The 18,807-nt window shown below is 65.1% G+C and carries 20 protein-coding genes and 1 tRNA gene; 12 read left to right on the top strand and 9 right to left on the bottom strand.

From position 1 onward, the window contains the following. Window positions 1-794, bottom strand: a 794-nt coding sequence (locus tag VMR39_RS09365) for a glycosyltransferase (protein ID WP_325415695.1), incomplete at its 3' end; no start/stop codon positions are given. 121 nt (window positions 795-915) lie between these two features. Beyond that, the gene (locus VMR39_RS09360) at window positions 916-1,353 is read right to left on the bottom strand and encodes a hypothetical protein (RefSeq protein WP_414712480.1); all 438 of its coding nucleotides are present in this window, start codon (window positions 1,351-1,353) and stop codon (window positions 916-918) included. A 100-nt stretch (window positions 1,354-1,453) separates the two neighbouring features. Here VMR39_RS09360 and VMR39_RS09355 point away from each other — a divergent pair, with 100 nt between their 5' ends. The 7 genes from VMR39_RS09355 (at window position 1,454) to phoB (ending at window position 8,798) form a co-directional block, all read left to right on the top strand. Further along, a complete protein-coding gene (locus VMR39_RS09355; RefSeq protein ID WP_325415694.1) occupies window positions 1,454-2,740 on the top strand; it encodes a sensor histidine kinase in 1,287 nt (428 codons plus the stop codon). 90 nt (window positions 2,741-2,830) lie between these two features. Further along, on the top strand, window positions 2,831-3,895 hold the full coding sequence (locus VMR39_RS09350) for a substrate-binding domain-containing protein (RefSeq protein ID WP_325415698.1): 1,065 nt from the start codon (window positions 2,831-2,833) through the stop codon (window positions 3,893-3,895). Window positions 3,896-3,902: 7 nt separating this feature from the next. Further along, complete coding sequence (pstC, locus tag VMR39_RS09345) at window positions 3,903-5,297, top strand: phosphate ABC transporter permease subunit PstC (protein ID WP_325415693.1); 1,395 nt, start codon at window positions 3,903-3,905, stop codon at window positions 5,295-5,297. A gap of 38 nt (window positions 5,298-5,335) precedes the next feature. Further along, window positions 5,336-6,583 (top strand): phosphate ABC transporter permease PstA, encoded by a 1,248-nt coding sequence (gene pstA, locus VMR39_RS09340; protein WP_325415696.1) that lies wholly within the window; start codon window positions 5,336-5,338, stop codon window positions 6,581-6,583. Window positions 6,584-6,591: 8 nt separating this feature from the next. Continuing rightward, entirely contained in the window at window positions 6,592-7,380 is a 789-nt protein-coding gene (gene pstB / locus VMR39_RS09335) for a phosphate ABC transporter ATP-binding protein PstB (protein WP_325415692.1), read from the top strand. Between the two features lie 17 nt (window positions 7,381-7,397). Then, a complete protein-coding gene (gene phoU / locus VMR39_RS09330) occupies window positions 7,398-8,093 on the top strand; it encodes a phosphate signaling complex protein PhoU (RefSeq protein WP_325415690.1) in 696 nt (231 codons plus the stop codon). A gap of 3 nt (window positions 8,094-8,096) precedes the next feature. Then, the gene (phoB, locus tag VMR39_RS09325; RefSeq protein ID WP_325415689.1) at window positions 8,097-8,798 is read left to right on the top strand and encodes a phosphate regulon transcriptional regulator PhoB; all 702 of its coding nucleotides are present in this window, start codon (window positions 8,097-8,099) and stop codon (window positions 8,796-8,798) included. A 96-nt stretch (window positions 8,799-8,894) separates the two neighbouring features. On the opposite strand, the gene pyrC is transcribed toward phoB, so the two are convergent. After that, complete coding sequence (pyrC, locus tag VMR39_RS09320) at window positions 8,895-9,932, bottom strand: dihydroorotase (protein WP_325415688.1); 1,038 nt, start codon at window positions 9,930-9,932, stop codon at window positions 8,895-8,897. A 222-nt stretch (window positions 9,933-10,154) separates the two neighbouring features. On the opposite strand from pyrC, the gene VMR39_RS09315 reads away from it, so the two are divergent. Continuing rightward, window positions 10,155-11,417 carry a hypothetical protein gene (locus VMR39_RS09315; RefSeq protein WP_325415687.1) on the top strand — a complete coding sequence of 421 codons (1,263 nt, stop codon included), beginning with the start codon at window positions 10,155-10,157 and terminating at the stop codon, window positions 11,415-11,417. 65 nt (window positions 11,418-11,482) lie between these two features. Here the strand turns inward: VMR39_RS09315 and VMR39_RS09310 are convergent, their stop codons facing one another. From VMR39_RS09310 to recR, 4 genes are all read right to left on the bottom strand, one after another. Continuing rightward, window positions 11,483-12,400: a TylF/MycF/NovP-related O-methyltransferase gene (locus VMR39_RS09310; RefSeq protein ID WP_325415686.1), complete on the bottom strand. Its 918-nt coding sequence runs from the start codon at window positions 12,398-12,400 to the stop codon at window positions 11,483-11,485. 218 nt (window positions 12,401-12,618) lie between these two features. After that, window positions 12,619-13,149, bottom strand: coding sequence for a peptide deformylase (def, locus tag VMR39_RS09305; protein WP_325415685.1), 531 nt, complete (start codon window positions 13,147-13,149; stop codon window positions 12,619-12,621). Between the two features lie 51 nt (window positions 13,150-13,200). After that, complete coding sequence (locus tag VMR39_RS09300; protein WP_325415683.1) at window positions 13,201-13,662, bottom strand: VOC family protein; 462 nt, start codon at window positions 13,660-13,662, stop codon at window positions 13,201-13,203. An 87-nt stretch (window positions 13,663-13,749) separates the two neighbouring features. After that, window positions 13,750-14,346, bottom strand: coding sequence for a recombination mediator RecR (gene recR, locus VMR39_RS09295; RefSeq protein WP_325415682.1), 597 nt, complete (start codon window positions 14,344-14,346; stop codon window positions 13,750-13,752). A gap of 119 nt (window positions 14,347-14,465) precedes the next feature. Between recR and fmt the strand changes: the two genes are divergently transcribed. Beyond that, window positions 14,466-15,374, top strand: a complete 909-nt coding sequence (gene fmt / locus VMR39_RS09290; RefSeq protein ID WP_325415681.1) for a methionyl-tRNA formyltransferase — start codon at window positions 14,466-14,468, stop codon at window positions 15,372-15,374. A gap of 18 nt (window positions 15,375-15,392) precedes the next feature. Beyond that, a complete protein-coding gene (gene truA / locus VMR39_RS09285; RefSeq protein WP_325415680.1) occupies window positions 15,393-16,139 on the top strand; it encodes a tRNA pseudouridine(38-40) synthase TruA in 747 nt (248 codons plus the stop codon). A gap of 2 nt (window positions 16,140-16,141) precedes the next feature. On the opposite strand, the gene VMR39_RS09280 is transcribed toward truA, so the two are convergent. Together VMR39_RS09280 and VMR39_RS09275 are read right to left on the bottom strand one after the other, a co-directional pair. Beyond that, complete coding sequence (locus VMR39_RS09280) at window positions 16,142-17,110, bottom strand: GGDEF domain-containing protein (RefSeq protein WP_325415679.1); 969 nt, start codon at window positions 17,108-17,110, stop codon at window positions 16,142-16,144. A 62-nt stretch (window positions 17,111-17,172) separates the two neighbouring features. Next, window positions 17,173-17,892 carry a queuosine precursor transporter gene (locus VMR39_RS09275; RefSeq protein ID WP_325415678.1) on the bottom strand — a complete coding sequence of 240 codons (720 nt, stop codon included), beginning with the start codon at window positions 17,890-17,892 and terminating at the stop codon, window positions 17,173-17,175. Window positions 17,893-17,991: 99 nt separating this feature from the next. On the opposite strand from VMR39_RS09275, the gene VMR39_RS09270 reads away from it, so the two are divergent. Beyond that, window positions 17,992-18,068 (top strand) — tRNA-Arg (locus tag VMR39_RS09270). Window positions 18,069-18,184: 116 nt separating this feature from the next. Next, complete coding sequence (locus VMR39_RS09265) at window positions 18,185-18,727, top strand: hypothetical protein (protein WP_325415677.1); 543 nt, start codon at window positions 18,185-18,187, stop codon at window positions 18,725-18,727. The last annotated feature ends 80 nt before the right edge of the window (window positions 18,728-18,807 follow it).

Below are 18,807 nucleotides of genomic sequence, written 5' to 3'. Positions count from 1 at the left end.
GGATCGCCGACATAGCCGATGAAGTCGATCCGGTCGGCGATGCCCAGCGCGTGCGCCTGCTTCTCCAGCGTATCGCGCAGCGGCCCGCATCCCGCGATCGTCAGCCGCCAGTCGAGATGCGGCAATTGCGCCAGCGCAGCGAGCGCAGTCGCCTGGTCCTTCTGTTCGGCCAGCCGCCCGACCATCAGCAAGCGGATGGGGGCAAGCGGATCGCGGGGACCACGGTCGGCGCGGGCGCGATCCATTGCCGGCGTCACCGTCGGGCGCGGCAGCAGGCGCACGTCGCCGCTGTCGGTCAGCAACGCCCGGTCATGCTCGCCCATGACGATGGTGAGCGCCGACAGGCGACTGATCGCGCGAAACCGCTTGAGCCGCGCCCAGGCGCTGAGCGCAGGCTGGGTCGGCCGGACGATGGGGTTGGAAATGCGCGCCACCGCCTGCGTGCCGGTGCCAAGACAGGCGAGCGCCGCCAGCATGTTGCTCTGGTTGCCGGCCGAATAGAGAATGTCCGGGCGGTGACGGCGGACCATCGCGTGCAGTGCGGGAAACTGCCCGATCATCGACAGGCGTCGCTCGCTCCGGGGTGCGGGCACGCGACGGACGACTAGGTCCGGATCGATCAGATGCGCATTCTTGCCGTCCATCCGCGTCATCCACAATTCCACCGCAACCCCGCGGCTGAGCAGATGATTGGCGAGCAGGATGGCGACGCGATCAAGGCCGCCATCGCCGGGCTGATACAGATAGACCGCTACCGAAAGACCGGGTGCCGGTGACGCGAAATGATGACCCATAGACCCTGTCTGCCGTTGATGCGAACCGTTGAAGGTTCGACGGCATCAACGCGGACAAGCCGTATCGGGTTCTGCGCGTTTGATGAAAGGATGGATAAAACCGTCGCGAAAACCGGTCGGATCAGCGCGGCATCTGGAGCGAGGCGTAGCAGGTGAAGCCGCTCGTCCCCTGCTGGAGCCGGCGGATATAGTTCAGATAGGCCTGGTTCTGCTCATAGCCGGTACCCGGCAGGCGACCGCCGCGCAGCGCCTGCTTCACCTGCTGCCCGGTATAGCTGCGCCCACCGGGAAAGGCGCCCGGCGTGCTCGACGGCACCAGCTGGCCATCGGGCGCGACATAATTGCCCGCCCGTCCCTGATCCGGAACGGGAATGTTGCAGTTGAGCACCGAGGCCGCGGTATTGGCGAGCGCGGGACGGATCGAAACGATCGCCGATGCGGCGACCGCGCCGCCCATCAGCAGCTGGCGACGCGACGCGACCACCCCATCCGCCGCCTTTTCCGGCGCGGGGGCGTCCTGCGGCGTGATGCCGTCCTTGTCGGGCGTCGTTTCGCTCATCTTTTCCTGTTTCGCATCTCGCGCTTGCCAAAGCGTAAAGATTGCACGCTATTGCGGCAAGACATCGCAGCAAATACGCGACAAATCCAGCATGGTAACCATGAATCGACTGAGTATTTCACAGATCACCGCCTCCCTCGCCATGCTGATGCTGGGCACGGGCGGCGCATTGATGCTGGGCGGCAACCCCATCAGCATCGCCCTGCCGGTGCTGGCGGGGGTCATCGTGCTGATCATCACGTCGGGCGATGCGGGCCTGCGCCCGGCGGCGCCGACGGTGACGCTGGACCAGCCCGACCTCATCGCCCATCCCGAATTCGCGAGCCTGCTGGAGGGGATTTCCGACCCGCTGATGCTGGTGGAAAAGGGCCGGATCGTGCGCGCCAACCGCGCTGCGATGCGCCTGCTGGGCGCGCATATCGAGGGGGAGGATGCCCGCATCGCGATCCGCCACCCGGCCGCTGCCGAACGTCTGGCCAGCCTTGCTCCGCTGGCCGAGCCGATCATGATCGAGCTGGTGGGCCTGGGCACCCGCGACCAGCGCTGGCAGATGCGCGTGGCGCCCGTCGGCGCGGTGCGCGACATGCGCCGCCTCGTCCACCTGGTCGACCATAGCGGCACCCATGCCGCCGAGCGGATGCGCGTCGACTTCGTCGCCAATGCCAGCCACGAGCTGCGCACGCCGCTGGCCGGCATATTGGGCTTCATCGAGACGCTGGCCGACCCGGAACTGGGCAAGGACACTGAAACCCGTCAGCGCTTCTTGAAAATCATGGACGGCGAGGCGCGGCGGATGCAGCGACTGATCGACGACCTGATTTCATTGAGCCGGATCGAGTCGGAAAAATATCGCCTTCCCGACGCCCGCGTCGACCTGTCCGAACTGGCGGCCGAGGTGGTCGGCGTCTTCCGCTCCAGCCATGGCGATCGCGGGCGCGAGGTGGAGATGGAGATCACGCCGCAACTGCCCGTGGTGCAGGGCGACCGCGCGCAACTGTCGCAGCTGCTCCACAATCTGATTGGCAATTCGGTCAAATATGGCCGCCCCGGCACGCCGATTCGCGTCACGCTGAACGAAGGGCCGAGCGGCATGACCCGGCTGACCGTCGCCGACGAGGGCGAGGGTATCGGCCCGGACCACCTTCCCCGCCTGACCGAGCGTTTCTATCGCGTCGATTCGGGGCGCAGCCGGGCGATGGGCGGCACAGGGCTGGGCCTGGCCATCGTAAAGCATATCGTCGAGCGCCATCGCGGCCGGTTCGATATCGCCAGCACCCTGGGCAAGGGCACGACCATTACCGTCCTCCTCCCCCCGCCGGTCGAGGAAGTCCAAGGAAAATTCGACGAAAAACGACGTCCGTCGGCGCTTTCGGACACGGTGTCATGAAAATGAAACCTGACTGTCACAAAGGCGCGATGGTCCGCGACTAGGGCGCTCCTCATTGGGGGGCGCGACATGCGAATCGCGACCTTGATGATGGAGGTTTTCGTGAAGAAGTTCGCCCTGATCGCCGCCACGACCGTGAGCGTGCTCAGCCTTGCCGCTTGCGGCGACCAGTCCGGCGGCGCCGGCGCCACCCGCGATCAGATTCGCGCGGTCGGCTCCTCCACCGTCTATCCCTTCGCCACGGCCGTCGCCGAACTGTTCGTGCAGGGCAATCCCGGCATGAAGTCGCCGATCGTCGAATCGACCGGCACCGGCGGCGGCATGAAGCTGTTCTGCGCGGGCGTGGGCGCCCAGCATCCCGACATCGCCGATGCGTCGCGCCGGATGAAGAAGGCCGAGTTCGACCAGTGCGCCGCCAATGGCGTGAAGGACATCATCGAAATCCAGGTCGGCGTCGACGGCCTCGCCTTCGCCGAATCGAAGCAGGGTCCGGGCCTGAAGCTCACCCCCAAGATCGTCTATGAGGCGCTGGCCGCCAATCCCTATGGCAAGGGTCCGAACAAGGCCCAGACCTGGAAGGATGTGGACCCCAGCCTGCCCGCGATCGCCATTGCCGTTTTCGGCCCGCCCTCGACCAGCGGCACCCGCGACTCGCTCGCCGAGCTGATCCTGGAAAAGGGCTGCCAGAGCGACGAGGCGATGAAGGCGCTCAAGGAAAAGAACGAAGACGAATATAAGGCGACCTGCACCCGCATCCGCGAAGACGGCAAATATGTCGACTCGGGCGAGAACGACAATCTGATCGTCCAGAAGCTGGGCGCGAACCCCAATGCGGTCGGCGTCTTCGGCTACAGCTTCCTTGAGGAAAACAAGGACACGCTGAAGGACGTACCGATCAACGGCGTCGAAGCGACCTATGAAACCGTGTCGACCGGCCAGTATCCGGGTGCCCGCCCGCTCTACATCTATGTGAAGAAGGCGCACATGACGGCCATCCCCGGCCTTCAGAACTTCCTCAACACCTTCGCCGCCAACTGGAACCCCGACGGCGCGCTGACCAAGCGCGGCATGGTCGCGGCCCCTGAAGACGTCCGCAAGGCAAGCGCCGAAACGGTCAAGTCGCTGACTGTCCTTGACGGTTCGCAGCTGAAGTAAGGGCGACATGACCGGACCTGCAATCCTGCTGCTGCTGGCGGGCCTGGGCGCGATCGCCTGGGTCAGCGCCCGCGCCCGCGCGCTGCGGTTACAGACCGCCGCGCGCGCTACCGGGCGCCGCGACGCCGTTCACTCGCTACCGGGCTATCATGGCTGGTATGTCGCGCTGTGGACGCTGATCCCCGCCGGCATCTTCCTGGCCGTGTGGGCCAATGTGTCGCCGGGTCTCGTGACGCAGGCCGTGCTCGCCGACCCGGCGGCGCAGAGCCTGCCCGCCGACGCCTTCTCGCGCTCCGCCATTCTGGGCGAGGCACGGGCGATCGCGATGGGATTGCAGACCGGTGCCTTCAACCCGGCGTCGCAGGCGTTGGTCGAACCCTATACGCAAGCTCTGAACAGCTATGGCGTGGCCGGCGCGGTGCTGGCGCTGATCCTGGCCTTTGCCGGCGGCGCCTACGCCTTCACGCGCATCCGTCCCGACTTCCGGGCGCGCACGCGGGTCGAGCGGCTGGTGATGGCGGCCCTGCTGGTCGCCTCGCTGCTGGCGATCGTGACGACGCTCGGCATCGTCGCGTCGCTGCTGTGGGAAAGCTTCCGCTTCTTCTCGATGGTGAACCCGCTCGATTTCCTGTTCGGCCTGAAATGGTCGCCGCAGTCGGCCGCCATGGGCTATGGCAATGAGGATGCGTTCGGCGCGGTGCCGCTCTTCTGGGGCACCATCTTCATCGGCGCTATCATCGCCATGATCGTCGCCATCCCGCTCGGTCTGATGAGCGCGGTCTACCTCACCCAATATGCCAGCCCGACCGTGCGCAAGTGGATGAAGCCCATCCTTGAAGTGCTCGCGGGCGTTCCGACCGTCGTCTACGGCTATTTCGCCGCGCTGACCGTCGCCCCCGCGCTGCGCGACCTGGCGGTGTCGGTCGGCATCCATGGTGCCAGTTCCGAAAGCGCGCTGGCGGCCGGTCTCGTCATGGGCGTGATGATCATTCCCTTCGTCTCCTCCATGGCCGACGACAGCATCGCCGCCGTGCCGCAGTCGATGCGCGACGGCAGCCTGGCGATGGGCGCGACCACCAGCGAGACGATCACCCGCGTCCTCATCCCCGCCGCCCTGCCCGGCGTCGTCGGCGGCGTGCTGCTGGCCGTCAGCCGCGCCATCGGCGAAACGATGATCGTGGTGATGGCGGCTGGTCTGGCTGCGAACCTGACCCTCAATCCCTTCGCCAGCGTGACCACCGTGACGACCCAGATTGTCCAGCTGCTGACCGGCGACCAGGAGTTCGACAGCGCCAAGACGCTGGCGGCCTTCGCGCTGGGACTGGTGCTGTTCATCGTCACCCTGCTGCTCAACATCGTGGCCCTGCGGGTCGTGAAGAAATATCGCGAGGCTTACGAATGAGCCTGCTCTCGAACGCCATCTCCGACCCGGAGGCCGTCATGACCCACCCCGCCCGTGTTCCCACCGACTGGAAGTCGGACGCGATGCGCAAGCGGATCAGCCGGCGCTACGCCCGCGAGCGCCGCTTCCGCCTGCTGGGCCTGGGCGCGGTGCTGCTCTCCGCCGCCTTCCTCGCCTTCCTGCTCTTCACCATGATGGGCAACGGCCTGCGTGGCTTCACCCGGACCGAGATCGCGCTGAAGGTCGACTTCCCGGCCTCGCCGCTGCTGCTCGATCCCGCCGCCATCACCGACGAGGCACTCAGCCAGGCCAACCTGCCGATGGTGACGGGCACGATCGCGAAGAAGGCGCTGGGCGGCGATGCCGATGCGTTGCTGTCGCCCACCGCCTGGGTCAGCATCCGCGACGCGATCAAGGCCGATCCCAAGATCCTCAGCCGCACCGAGACGATCCGCGTCCCCGCATCGACCGCGATCGACCTCGCCGCCAAGAGCAAGGGCACGCCCGAGGCCGAGGCCGAAGTCGCCCGCCTCAAGCAACAGGGCGTACTGTCGACCGGGTTCAACTGGAACTTCCTGACCGCCAGCGACGGCACCGATCCGACCCAGGTCGGCATCTGGGGCGCGTTCAAGGGGTCGTTGCTGACGATGCTGGTGACGCTGGTGCTCAGCTTCCCGATCGGCGTGGCGACCGCCCTCTATCTGGAGGAATATGCGCCCAAGGCCTGGTGGACCGACATCATCGAAGTGTCGATCAACAACCTCGCCGCCGTGCCGTCGATCATCTTCGGCCTGCTCGGCCTGTCGATCTTCCTCAACTTCCTGCACCTGCCCCGCTCGGCCGCGCTGATCGGCGGCATGACGCTGGCGCTGATGACCATGCCGGTCATCGTCATCGCCGGCCGCAACGCGATCAAGTCGGTGCCGCCCAGCATCCGCGACGCCGCGCTCGGCATCGGCGCGTCGCCGGTGCAGGTGGTGTTCCAGCATGTCCTGCCGCTCGCTTTGCCCGGCATCCTGACCGGCACGATCATCGGCATGGCCCGCGCGCTGGGCGAAACGGCGCCGCTGCTGATGATCGGCATGCGCGCCTTCATCGCCACCCCGCCGGGCGGCATCACCGATCCGGCGACGGTGCTGCCGGTGCAGATCTTCCTCTGGTCGGACGAAGTCTCCAAGGGCTTCGTCGAGAAGACCTCCGCCGCGATCATCGTTTTGCTGGTCTTCCTGCTCGCGATGAACGGCCTCGCCATCTACCTGCGCAACAAGTTTGAAACACGGTGGTAAAGACACCCATGACTGAAGAACAGCAAAGCCTGGCCATCGCCAACCCGAAGATGACCGCCCGCGACATCAAGGTCTTCTATGGCCCCAAGCAGGCGATCAAGGGCGTGTCGATCGACGTCGGCATGGACCATGTCACCGCCTTCATCGGCCCGTCGGGCTGCGGCAAGTCGACCTTCCTGCGGACGCTCAACCGCATGAACGACACCGTCGCGTCGGCGCGGGTCGAAGGCATGATCACGCTGGACGGCGAGGATATCTACGCCCCCTCCATGGACGTGGTGCAGCTGCGCGCGCGCGTCGGCATGGTGTTCCAGAAGCCCAACCCCTTCCCCAAGTCGATCTACGAGAATATCGCCTATGGGCCGCGCATCCACGGCCTGGCCGCGGGCAAGGCGGACATGGACGTGATCGTCGAAAAGTCGCTGCGCCGCGCAGGCCTGTGGGACGAAGTGAAGGATCGGCTGCACGACAGCGGCACCGCCTTGTCGGGCGGCCAGCAGCAGCGCCTGTGCATCGGCCGTGCCATCGCGGTGGAGCCGGAAGTCATCCTGATGGACGAGCCCTGCTCGGCGCTCGACCCGATCGCCACCGCCAAGATCGAGGAGCTGATCCACGAACTGCGCGGCCGCTACGCGATCGTGATCGTGACCCATAACATGCAGCAGGCCGCCCGCGTGTCGCAGCGGACCGCCTTCTTCCACCTGGGCGAACTGGTCGAATATGGCGTGACGTCGGACATCTTCACCAATCCGCGTCAGGAGCGGACCAAAGACTATATCACCGGTCGGTACGGCTGAGCGGGGGAGACAGGAATATGGCTGAACATACGATCAAGGCATTTGACCAGGAAATGGACAAGCTGCGCGGTCTGATCGCCGAAATGGGCGGTCGTGCCGAAGCGGCGATCGAGAATGCGATCGTGGCGCTGCAACGCCACGACCGGGAACTGGCGGCGCAGGTCGTCGCCGACGACAAGCGTATCGACGCGATCGAGGCGGAAGTCGAAAAGCTCGCGATCGAGATCATCGCCCTGCGCGCGCCGATGGCCAACGACCTGCGCGACGTGATCGCCGCGCTCAAGATCGTCAGCGTGGTCGAGCGGATCGGCGACTATGCCAAGAATATCGCCAAGCGCGTGCCCCTGATCGCGGACAACAAGCGCACGCAGGAGCCGATCGCGCTGCTGCCGTCGATGGGCCAGGTCGCGGCCGAGATGGTGCAGGATGCGCTGAACGCCTTTGCCGCGCGCGACCCGGACCTGGCCGTCGCGGTGGTCGAGCGCGATACGGTGGTGGACGATTTCTACAACAGCGTCTTCCGCACGCTCGTCACCTTCATGGTCGAAAATCCCAAGACGATCAGCGAATGCGCGCATCTGCTGTTTATCGCCAAGAATATCGAGCGGATCGGCGACCATGCGACCAATGTCGCTGAAATGGTCTATTACGCGGCCACCGGCCAGACCCTGCCCGAGCGCGAACGCGGCGCCGACATCCAGCCGGAGGACTAAGATATGGCGCGAGCGAAGATGCTGCTGGTGGAGGATGACGCGGCGCTGGCCGAACTGCTCATCTGGCATTTCAAGCGCGAGGATTTCGAGGTCGCCCACACGGTCGACGGCGAGGAAGCCTTGCTGATGGCGCAGGAAAATGTGCCCGACATCGTACTGCTCGACTGGATGGTCGAAAGCCTGTCGGGGATCGAGGTGTGCCGCCGCCTGCGCCGCATGAACGGCACCGCCAACATCCCGATCATCATGCTCACCGCCCGCGGCGAGGAAGAGGACCGGGTCCGGGGCCTGGAAACCGGCGCGGACGATTATGTGACCAAGCCCTTCTCCCCCCGCGAACTGGTGGCGCGCGTCGGCGCGGTGCTGCGCCGCGTACGCCCGGCGCTGGCCGGCGAGACGCTGAGCTTCGCCGATGTCGAGATGGACACGGTCGGCCACAAGGTCCGCCGCAGCGGCCAGGTGATCCCGCTCGGCCCGACCGAGTTCCGCCTGCTCAAGCATTTCCTGGAGCATCCGGGCTGGGTCTTCTCGCGCGAACGGCTGCTCGACAGCGTCTGGGGCCAGGACAGCGACATCGAACTGCGCACCGTCGACGTCCATATCCGCCGCCTGCGCAAGGCGATCAACGCGGACGGCCAGTATCAGGACATCATCCGCACCGTCCGTTCGGCCGGTTATGCGCTGGATACCGAGGGAATGGCATAACGCCTGACCGAGGCGCCATCGCCGATGCCATGAAAAAACCTCTCCGGATCGCTCCGGAGAGTTTTTTTCATGGCATCGGCAAACGCGTGGGACGGGTCAGTCGACCAGGCGCCACCGCATCGTTTCGCCGGCGTGGAAGGGAACGACACTCAGTGCGCCCTCGCCGATCGTATCCGGCACGACCACATCCTCGCGCACCAGCGTCACCGTGCCCTCGTTGAGCGGCAGGCCGTAGAAATTGGGGCCATGTTCGGACGCGAAGCCCTCCAGTCGGTCCAGAACGCCTTCCTCCTCGAAGACCTGGGCATAGCTTTCCAGGGCATAGGGGGCGTTGAAGATGCCGGCGCAACCGCAGGACGATTCCTTGCGGCCGATGGCGTGCGGCGCGCTGTCGGTGCCGAGGAAGAATTTGGGCGATCCCGACACGGCGGCCTTGCGAACCGCGAGACGATGCTGCTCCCGCTTGGCGACCGGCAGGCAATAGGCGTGTGGACGGATGCCGCCGTCGAAGATCGCGTTGCGGTTGATGATGAGATGCTGGGGCGTGATCGTCGCGCCGATCTGCGGGCCGCTTCCTGCGACGAACTCGGCCGCTTCGGCCGTGGTGATATGTTCGAGCACGATCCTGAGCGCCGGGAAATCGCGTACCAGCGGCGTCAGGATGCGGTCGATGAACACCGCTTCCCGGTCGAAAATATCGATGTCGCGATCCGTCACCTCGCCATGGATCAGCAGCGGCATCCCGATCCGCTGCATGGTTTCCAGCAGGCCGGTCAGCTTGCGGACATCGGTGACGCCGTGCGAGGAATTGGTGGTGGCGTGGGCGGGATAGAGCTTGCAGGCGGCGAACACGCCCTGCTCGTACCCGCGCGCGATTTCCGCCGGATCGGCATCGTCGGTCAGATAGCAGACCATCAATGGCGTAAAGTCCGAACCGGCCGGCAGCGCGGCGACGATCCGATCCCGATAGGCCTCCGCCGCGGCGACGGTGACGACCGGCGGCGACAGGTTGGGCATCACGATGGCGCGCGCGAACTGGCGCGCGGTAAAATTGGCGACCATGTCCAGCATCTCGCCATCGCGAAGATGCACGTGCCAGTCGTCGGGGCGGCGGATGGTGATCTGTGATGTCATGGAGTCGCTCTAGAGCATCGTGCGCAAAAGTGGGAACCGGTTTTGCGCTTGAAACGATGCGAAAACGAAAATTGGAGCGCGCGACCTGCGTCTGATTCAACGCAGCGCGCTCTGGCCTGGCGAGACAATTTCAGGCGCGCGCCATTTATCCCCCAAGTTGGGCATGACCATAAGGACAGGCATTTCTATCCGTCGACCCGCTTAACCAAGTGGGGAAAGACGATGAATTTCAAATTGGTACGACAGCCGTTCAAGCGGCGGGCGCGCATTGGACTACAGCTTGCGGCCAGCAGCCTGCTGATCGGCATGCTCTCCGCATGTGGCGGCGAGGATGGCGGCTCGTCGGGAGGATCGGTCAGTGTGCCGACGCCAACCCCCTCGCCGACACCAACCCCAACTCCAACGCCCACGCCGACGGGAACCGGACAGGTCGCATCCGTGGACATGGGGGCGATCCCGGTCGGCACAGGCGATAATGTGGATGAATTCCATGTTACCAACGCCGGACTCTATATGCGCGTCCGCTATGCGGACGACAGCAAGCCGGACGCCGTCCTCAAGCTGCGCGGCGTGCCGTCCTTCAGCGATGCCTGGTATATCGCGGTTCCCAACAGCGGCGCCGGCAGCAGTGTCGAAGATTATGCGCCAAGTAACGTCTATTCCGAGACACGATCCGGGGTCAGCTTCTACTGGGGCGGTCGCTCCTTCGAAGGGGACGGCAAGGACCGATGGGGTCTGCACACCGTCAATAACGGCGGCGTCTCGACCATCGCCGAAGAATCCGTGTTCGGCTATTATGGCGTCAAGCGTGTCGCTTCAGGCGCGCGAAGCGGCATCGTTGCCTCGCGCCCCTGGATCCAGTGGTACCAGCCGACGACGATCGGGGTGAACGGCTACAAGATCTTCCAGGACGATGGCCAATATACGAAGCCCAACTCGATCACCGATCATTTCACCACGGATGCGACGCCGGGACTCACCGGGGAAGCCGATGCCATGATCTCGCATCCCGACAATCCTGAACTCTATGTCGGCCTGGGCAACATGCTCTATCTTTACAGCCCTACCCAGCAGTCGCGGTACTGGACGCTGCCCGAAAACGGCATGATCGTCGACATGGTGTGGATTGATGGCGCGCTCTATTTCAGCCAGGGCAGCAAGATCTACAGGCTGAGCGGCGGGACGCTTCAGTCCGTCGCCAACAATAATGCTCCCACAGGGGTACCGGGCCGGTTCTGCATCAGCGGCGGCGAGATCTTCCTGGCCACCGGAGACGCGATCGACCTGCGGACCAATGTCCGGCGCAGCTGGATCAAGAAGGGACAGTTGACGTCCGCCCAGTCTTCGGCGGCGCAAGAGCTTGAAATTGCCGTGCTAGGCGGCGGCGCAGGCATCTACTGCTCGAACTATGGGTCGCAGACGCTCATCTACGCGCCGTCGGTCATGGACGGGAAAATCCGCGCCATTACGCCGGTGTCCCGCTGATCCACGTCAGGAAGATGGCCCGCTTATCCGGGCCGTCTTCCTGAAACCTGGCTGATGGCCCGCTCTCACTTCGCGATGATGACCGATCCTGCGAAATCGGGCAGCGGCACGAAACAGGCGCCGCTTTCCTTGACGAACTCGTCCACCGCCTTGCGCACGCCCAGATAGCGGCGGTTATTATAGTCATGGACGAAGATATAGCCGCCCGGATTGAGCCGCTCGTAGAACCATGACAAGCCGGCACGGGTCGGATCATAGAGGTCGACGTCGAGGCTGACGAAGGCGAACCGCTCCTCGATGCCGGTCGCGGTTTCCGGGAAATAGCCCGGAAACACCTTCGCCAATTCCGGCTGGGCCAGCTTGCCCAGCACCAGGTCCACGCTGGTATCGACGAAATCGCCGACGATCGCGGACGACAGGTCGCCCGCATTTTCCGACGCCAGATCACGATCCGAAAAGCCTGTGAAGGTATCGAACAGATAAAGCGGCCGGTCGGGGAACAGACGGTTGATCCGCCGTGCCTGATCGCCGCGATAGACGCCCAGTTCCGCAACGGCCCCCGCAATGCCCCGATCCCGTATCTGTCGCGCCGCAAGATGGAAGGCCTTGTTCCGGACGAAATCGACCGGTCCGTCATCGGGGCTGTCCGCACGCTCGTCATGGTCCAGATACATGGTCGCGAGGCCGATCGGCGGCAGATCGAGCCCCAGATGGTCGTTCAATATCGCGATATCGCGATTGGCCATTACGTGCAGCTTCTCGCTATAGCTGGGATAGTAGGCGACGATCCGTTCGGCCGGCACGCCCGCTTCCACCAGGCCCTGCCGGATCGGATCGACGGCACGGGCCGTGACCACCACATAGTCGAACGCCAGATCATTCAGTTCGCGCGGGGAAACGACATCGTGGCCGTCCACCTTCGCGCCATGCTTCGATGCGTCATTGTCGCTCAGCGCCACCACATCGACTTGCGATGGCAACATGCTCAGAAAATCCTTGGCCGCACTTCCAGTCCCAAAAACGATAATGCGCATTCAGATTCGCTCCCATAGGTCTGAGACAGTCTATGGAGCCTTTTTTCCACGCACAAGCACTCCCCGATATTTGGCATGATCCCGGCCTGCCCCTTTGCAATAGGAATGAAAAAAGCCCCGACCATCCTGGCCGGGGCTTTTTTCTCCTTGGCACCTGATCTGAGCAATCAGGCCGCGCGACGCGCCTTGTTCAGTTTCTTGAGCAGCATGTCGCGCTTCAGGCGCGAGAGATGGTCGATGAAGAGCACGCCCTCCAGATGATCGATCTCATGCTGGAGGCAGGTGGCGAGCAGGCCTTCCAGCTGTTCCTCATGAATGCGGCCGTCGCGGTCCATCCAGCTGGCGCGGATCACCGCCGGACGCTCCACTTCGGCGAACTGGTCGGGGACCGACAGGCAACCCTCGTTGTAGACCGACAGGTCGTCGGACCCCTTGAGGATTTCAGGGTTGATGAAGACCATCGGCTTCTTGACCGCCGGCGCGCCTTCCTCATCCGATTCCGGTTCCTGCAGGTCCATGACCAGCACCCGCTTGGGCACGCCGACCTGGATCGCGGCCAGGCCGATGCCCGGCGCGTCATACATGGTCTCGAACATGTCGTCGATCAGCCGCTGCAGATCGTCGTCGATCGCCTCGACAGGGGTCGAAATGGTACGCAGGCGCGGATCGGGCGCCTCAAGGATCGGAAGAATTGCCATGTGCCGAACATAGATGGAACAGGGCGAAATATCAAGCGAGCGCCTGCACCCTCACCCCTCCCCCAGCCATTCATCGATCGCCGGCTTGAGCGCGGCGGAAATGAGTTCGACCAGCAACGCTTTGTCCGGAGAGGCGAAATAGGCGATCATGCCATAGCCGTCCTGCGGTGCGGCATTGGCGGCCCGGATGGTCCAGCCAAGGCCCGCAAGCCGTTCCGCCTCGGCCGGCAGGTCGTCGACCCAGACGCCGACATGGCGCGCGCCTTCAGGACTGGCGGGATCGTAGAAGGGGCTGTCGCCCTGCACCAGTTCGACATGGATCGGCCCGCCCAGCGAGTAGGTGGCGCGCACCTTGATCTCCCGCGCGCCCTCCTCCGGCGTCCAGAAGGGCAAGGGGTCGAAATCGCGCACCGGCGCGAAGGTCAGGCCCAGCGCCGCGCCATAATCCGCCACCGCCCGGTCGATGTCTGCGACGGCGATCCCCTTGTGATGGGTGCGGCTGAGGTCGATCATCGGGGCATCCTTTTTCGGTCTGTCGTTACGCTCGGTGTAGCGAAGCGCGACGGCCGGGAAAGCTGGCAGCTTTGGCAGGTCGCCCCTCTATCCCACAGGCCGCCGCGCGCGCAGTGCCTGCGCCAGCGTGCCCTCGTCCAGATAGTCGAGTTCGCCGCCGACCGGGACGCCATGGGCCAGCTGGGTCAGGCGGATCGGGAAACGCTCCAGCCGCTCGGCGAGATAATGGGCGGTGGTCTGCCCCTCCAGCGTGGCGTTCATCGCCAGCACCACCTCGTCGATGCCGCCCTGCTCAAGCCGGCCGACCAGCGCGTCGATGGTGAGATCCTCCGGCCGCACGCCCTCCAGCGCGGACAGGCGTCCGCCCAGCACATGGAAGCGGCCGGGGAAGAGGCGCGACTTGTCGAGCGCCCAGAGGTCCGACACATCCTCCACCACGCAGAGCGCGCGCGGATCGCGGCGCGGATCGGCGCAGATGCCGCAGGGGTCGACCGTATCGACATTGCCGCAGGTGGCGCAGGTGACGAGCCGCTCGTTCACCGCCTCCAGCGCGCGCAGCAACGGCTCCATCGCGCCTTCGCGGCGCTTCAGCAGGTGCAGCACCGCGCGCCGCGCCGAACGGGGACCAAGACCGGGCAGGCGGGACAGCGCCTGGGTCAATGCTTCGATTTCTGGAGAGGCCATATCGTGAGATAAGGGGTTGCAACTGGAAGAGACAAGGGGTTTGAGGAGCTTCTTTGGAAATGCGTCCTCCGGCGCATTTCGGATGCGGTGCCAACCCGCTCCGGAATCGGACACAGATCATGCGTATCATCTATATGGGCACCCCCGATTTCGCCGTTCCCGCGCTCGACGCGCTGGTGAAGGCGGGTCATGACGTCGTTGCGGTCTACAGCCAGCCGCCCCGCCCTGCGGGTCGCGGCAAGGCCTTGCGCCCCTCGCCCGTGCATCAGCGCGCCGAGGAGCTGGAGATCGCGGTGCGCACGCCCGTCTCGCTCAAGGATGCGGAGGTGCAGGCCCAATTCGCCGCGCTGAACGCCGATGTCGCGGTGGTTGCCGCCTATGGGCTGATCCTGCCGCGCGCCGTGCTCGACGCGCCGCGCCATGGCTGCATGAACATCCACGCTTCGCTGCTGCCGCGCTGGCGCGGGGCGGCGCCGATCCAGCGGTCGATCCTGTCGGGCGACAATGTCACCGGCGTGACGATCATGGACATGGAGGCAGGCCTCGACACCGGGCCGATGCGCGCCAAGCATGTCACCCCGATCGAGGACAAGACCGCCGGCCACCTGACCGCCGAACTGGCGCAGGCCGGCGCGGACCTGATGGTCGAGGTGCTGGACGACATATCGCTCCACCCGCCCATGGCCCAGCCCGAAGAGGGCGTCACTTACGCTGCCAAGATCGACAAGGCGGAATCGCGCATCGACTTCACGAAGGATGCGCATCAGGTCGAGCGGCAGGTCCGCGCCTTCAATCCCTTCCCCGGCGCCTTCTTCGAATATCGCGGCGAGCGTTTCCGCATCCTCGCGGCGCATATCGAGCATCATCAAGGAATGCCGGGCGAACTGCTGGACGACAGCCTGCTGATCGGTTGCGGCCACGATGCGATCCGCCCGACGCTGATCCAGCGCGCGGGCAAGGGCGCGATGACGCCAGGCGAACTGCTGCGCGGTTACGACATGCCGGCGGGGAGCCGGGTGGATGGCTGATCAAAGCGACGGTCAAATATGACCCGCTTCGCCTTCACCGTCGAATTTGACGGGCGCCCCTTCATGGGCTGGCAGCGTCAGGCGCATGGGCCGAGCGTGCAGCAGACGATTGAGGACGCCATCTTCGCCGTCACCGGCGAGCGCGCGGTGATCCATGCCGCCGGGCGCACCGATGCGGGCGTCCATGGCCTCGCCATGCGCGCCCATGCCGAGATCGCAAAGGATATCGCCCCCTTCCGCCTGATGGAAGCATTGAACGCGAAGATGCGGCCCGATCCGGTCGCCATCCTGGCGTGCGAGACGGTCGCCGACGACTGGCATGCGCGCTTTTCCTGCGTCGGGCGGTCCTATGTCTATCGCATCGTCAATCGCCGTGCGCCGCTCACCTTCGGGCATGGGCTGATGTGGCGCGTCGTCCAGACGCTCGACACCGATGCGATGCACGATGCGGCCCAGATACTGGTGGGGCGGCACGACTTCACCACCTTCCGGTCCGCCCATTGCCAGGCGGAAAGTCCGGTCAAGTCGCTCGACCGGTTGGACGTGGAGCGCGACGGCGATCGCATCGCCATCCATGCGGCGGCGCGATCCTTCCTGCATCATCAGGTGCGCTCGATGATCGGATGCCTCGCCATGGTCGGCATGGGGCGGTGGAGCGCGGACGATCTGCGCGCCGCGCTGGAGGCGAAGGATCGCGCTGCGCTCGGCCTCAATGCGCCGCCGGACGGGCTGTATTTCGTCGCGGCGACCTATCCCGCTCAATAGCTTCAGATGAAGGTGGCGGTGCAGACCCGGTTCTTGCCGGCGCGCTTGGCAGCGCGCATCGCATCGTCGGCGCAGGCGATCAGCCGGTCCAGGTCGGCCGGATCGGGCGCGTCGGCGGTAACGAGGCCCAGGCTGCAACTGATGCCGGAGCCATAGGCGGCGATGCTTTCCCGAACCGCTTCCGCCACGGCCGGAGACGCCTGATCGTCGCGTTCGGAAATCAGCAGCAGAAACTCGTCGCCGCCGATCCGCGCGACGATATCGCCGGGATGGACCTCATCCTTCAGCAGTTGCGCGACATCGGCCAGGCAGCTGTCCCCGGCGGCATGGCCGAGGCCGTCGTTCAGCTGCTTGAAGCCGTCGAGATCGAGGAAGAACAGGCTGGCGCGGCGTCCCGCGCGCGCGGTGTCGGCCAGCATGTCGCGCGCTCGGCAGGCAAAACCGCGACGGTTGAGCAGGCCGGTCAGCGGATCATGCACCGCCTCGAAACTGGCCTGCCGCAGGTCGGACATATCCTCGACCACGGCGACGTAGAATTCGGGCCGGTCCGCCTCGTCGCGCACCATCGCCACCGTCAGGTTGATCCAGATGACCCTGCCGTCGGCGCGGATATAGCGCTTTTCCATCGAATAACGCGGTATCTCGCCCGCGTTGAGGCGCGCCAGCAATGCCTCGTCGGCGTTGAGGTCGTCGGGATGGGTGATCTGCTGGAAACCGGTGCGGATCAACGTGTCGGCATCATAGCCGCTGATAGCGCAGAAGCGCGGATTGACCAGCAGGAAGGCGCCGTCGAGACCGACATGGGCGATACCGATCGGAGCATGGAGGAAAGTCGCCTCGAACCGGCGTTGCGCCAGCGACACGGCGGCCGCCATGGTCGAATCGAGGGCCACGATATTGGACGCCGCTGGCTTGGACGCAGCCTTGCGAAACAGGGATTCGGTGAAATGTCGGTGCGACTGCCTGCTCATGCCTCCTAATGGAAGGCAAAGAGTAAACAGAGCTTTACCATGCCGCTACCGGATGCAATTTCTCAGAGACTGGTGCGGAACGGGGTGAAGTTGGTGCCGGCGTCATAAATGTCCAGCCCCTCGCGCCGCTTGACGAAGCCGACCACGGCATAGGTGACGGGGGTCAGGCACGCTTCCCAGCCGACCTTCATCGCCCAGTTGGTGATCATCACCGTCATCACCTGCGCATTGGTCCAGTCGCCGTAGAAGGCGAGCGGGTAGAAGAGCAGGCTGTCGACCCCCTGCCCCACCACGGTGGAACCGATGGTGCGCATCCACAGATGCTTGCCATCGGTCAGCAGCTTCATCTTGGCGAGGACGAAGCTGTTGGCCAGCTCGCCCGCCCAGAAGGCGCAGAGCGACGCGAACACGATGCGCCAGGTGCTGCCGAACACCGCCTCATAGGCTTTCTGGTCGGGCCAGCCCTCGGCCGGCGGCAGGGCGACCACGACCCAGCTCATCAACGCCATGAACAGCATCGCGGCAAAGCCCGCCCAGACGCAGCGGCGCGCGCGGGCATAGCCGTAGACTTCGGTCAGCACGTCGCCCAGCACATAGCCGAGCGGGAAGAAGAGGATGCCCGCGCCGAAGGTGACACCGCCGAGCGAGGAGAGCTTGGCCGCGCCGATCAGGTTCGACAGCAGCAATATGGCGACGAAGGCCGCCATGAAGAAGTCGAAATAGCGCAGCGGTCGCGTACCCAGCGCCCCGGCATCGACCTTGTGAACCGCCCCCTCGTGCATGGCGACATGCTTATCGCGCAAACGGGTGATTGCAAGCGGACCTGTTGCCAGCCCCCCTGTTGCCAGCCACGCTGTCGCCCGCTATCGCAACAGGCACACGGCCCCGTAGCTCAGTTGGATAGAGCATTCGCCTTCTAAGCGAATGGTCGCAGGTTCGAATCCTGCCGGGGTCGCCACTCAAAACATACAATGGAGAACTTTGCGTTTCTTAGGGGCGTGTTATGTTCGCCGAACGCAAGACAGCGATATCCGCGCTGTCCTACAGATCCGCGCCCATGATAGCGTCCGCGTCATGAGCAAGACCCCATCCCTCCTCCGCTTCACCCCCGTCCCGCATCAGCGTCGTGCGCGTGGCTGGACGGCCGATGCGCAGCGCGCCTTCATCGATGCCCTGTCCCGCTGCGGCGTGGTGGCGCAGGCGGCGCGCAGCGTGGGCTGTTCGCCCCGCTCGGCCTATCATCTGCGGCAGAAGGCCGGGGGCGAGAGTTTCGCCGCCGCCTGGGACTGGGCGCTGGAAATGGGCCTCGACGACAGCCGCGCCCGCGCCTTCGCCCTGATCGAAGGACGGGAGGAACGGCCCATCATCCGCCGCGGCGAACTGGTCGGCGTCCGCCTCGTCCCCAATCACCGCGTCATGCTGGCGGCTTTGCGCACGATCAGTGCTGAACGCGCTGGACAGCGCGCGGACATGCCCCACCGCCAGCGCATTGCCCTGCGTGACATGCTCGATACGATCTGCGCCATGGGACCGCTCGACCCGGCCGACTGGGAAGCGCTGCGGCGCGCCGTCACCATCCCGCCGCCGGGTCAGACCGGGACGGCGCGCCCGTCCTGATCCTTTGTCATAATCTTTCGCGGTAAGGAAATAACATGTCGAAATATGCGGGAAATATGCGAAGTTAAGAGCGTTTTCCA

The organism is Sphingobium sp., from assembly GCF_035511395.1.
GTDB lineage: Bacteria > Pseudomonadota > Alphaproteobacteria > Sphingomonadales > Sphingomonadaceae > Sphingobium.
Note: the sequence above shows the minus strand (reverse complement) of the source record. Positions and strands in the feature narration are given on the sequence as shown.

Excerpts from the sequence above, each read along its gene's own strand:
- VMR39_RS09360 (WP_414712480.1), bottom strand. The coding sequence starts at position 1,353 with ATGAGCGAAACGACGCCCGACAAGGACGGCATCACGCCGCAGGACGCC.
- VMR39_RS09355 (WP_325415694.1), top strand. The coding sequence starts at position 1,454 with ATGAATCGACTGAGTATTTCACAGATCACCGCCTCCCTCGCCATGCTG.
- VMR39_RS09350 (WP_325415698.1), top strand. The coding sequence starts at position 2,831 with ATGGAGGTTTTCGTGAAGAAGTTCGCCCTGATCGCCGCCACGACCGTG.
- pstC (WP_325415693.1), top strand. The coding sequence starts at position 3,903 with ATGACCGGACCTGCAATCCTGCTGCTGCTGGCGGGCCTGGGCGCGATC.
- pstA (WP_325415696.1), top strand. The coding sequence starts at position 5,336 with ATGACCCACCCCGCCCGTGTTCCCACCGACTGGAAGTCGGACGCGATG.
- pstB (WP_325415692.1), top strand. The coding sequence starts at position 6,592 with ATGACTGAAGAACAGCAAAGCCTGGCCATCGCCAACCCGAAGATGACC.
- phoU (WP_325415690.1), top strand. The coding sequence starts at position 7,398 with ATGGCTGAACATACGATCAAGGCATTTGACCAGGAAATGGACAAGCTG.
- phoB (WP_325415689.1), top strand. The coding sequence starts at position 8,097 with ATGGCGCGAGCGAAGATGCTGCTGGTGGAGGATGACGCGGCGCTGGCC.
- pyrC (WP_325415688.1), bottom strand. The coding sequence starts at position 9,932 with ATGACATCACAGATCACCATCCGCCGCCCCGACGACTGGCACGTGCAT.
- VMR39_RS09315 (WP_325415687.1), top strand. The coding sequence starts at position 10,155 with ATGAATTTCAAATTGGTACGACAGCCGTTCAAGCGGCGGGCGCGCATT.
- VMR39_RS09310 (WP_325415686.1), bottom strand. The coding sequence starts at position 12,400 with ATGTTGCCATCGCAAGTCGATGTGGTGGCGCTGAGCGACAATGACGCA.
- def (WP_325415685.1), bottom strand. The coding sequence starts at position 13,149 with ATGGCAATTCTTCCGATCCTTGAGGCGCCCGATCCGCGCCTGCGTACC.
- VMR39_RS09300 (WP_325415683.1), bottom strand. The coding sequence starts at position 13,662 with ATGATCGACCTCAGCCGCACCCATCACAAGGGGATCGCCGTCGCAGAC.
- recR (WP_325415682.1), bottom strand. The coding sequence starts at position 14,346 with ATGGCCTCTCCAGAAATCGAAGCATTGACCCAGGCGCTGTCCCGCCTG.
- fmt (WP_325415681.1), top strand. The coding sequence starts at position 14,466 with ATGCGTATCATCTATATGGGCACCCCCGATTTCGCCGTTCCCGCGCTC.
- truA (WP_325415680.1), top strand. The coding sequence starts at position 15,393 with ATGACCCGCTTCGCCTTCACCGTCGAATTTGACGGGCGCCCCTTCATG.
- VMR39_RS09280 (WP_325415679.1), bottom strand. The coding sequence starts at position 17,110 with ATGAGCAGGCAGTCGCACCGACATTTCACCGAATCCCTGTTTCGCAAG.
- VMR39_RS09275 (WP_325415678.1), bottom strand. The coding sequence starts at position 17,892 with ATGCACGAGGGGGCGGTTCACAAGGTCGATGCCGGGGCGCTGGGTACG.
- VMR39_RS09265 (WP_325415677.1), top strand. The coding sequence starts at position 18,185 with ATGAGCAAGACCCCATCCCTCCTCCGCTTCACCCCCGTCCCGCATCAG.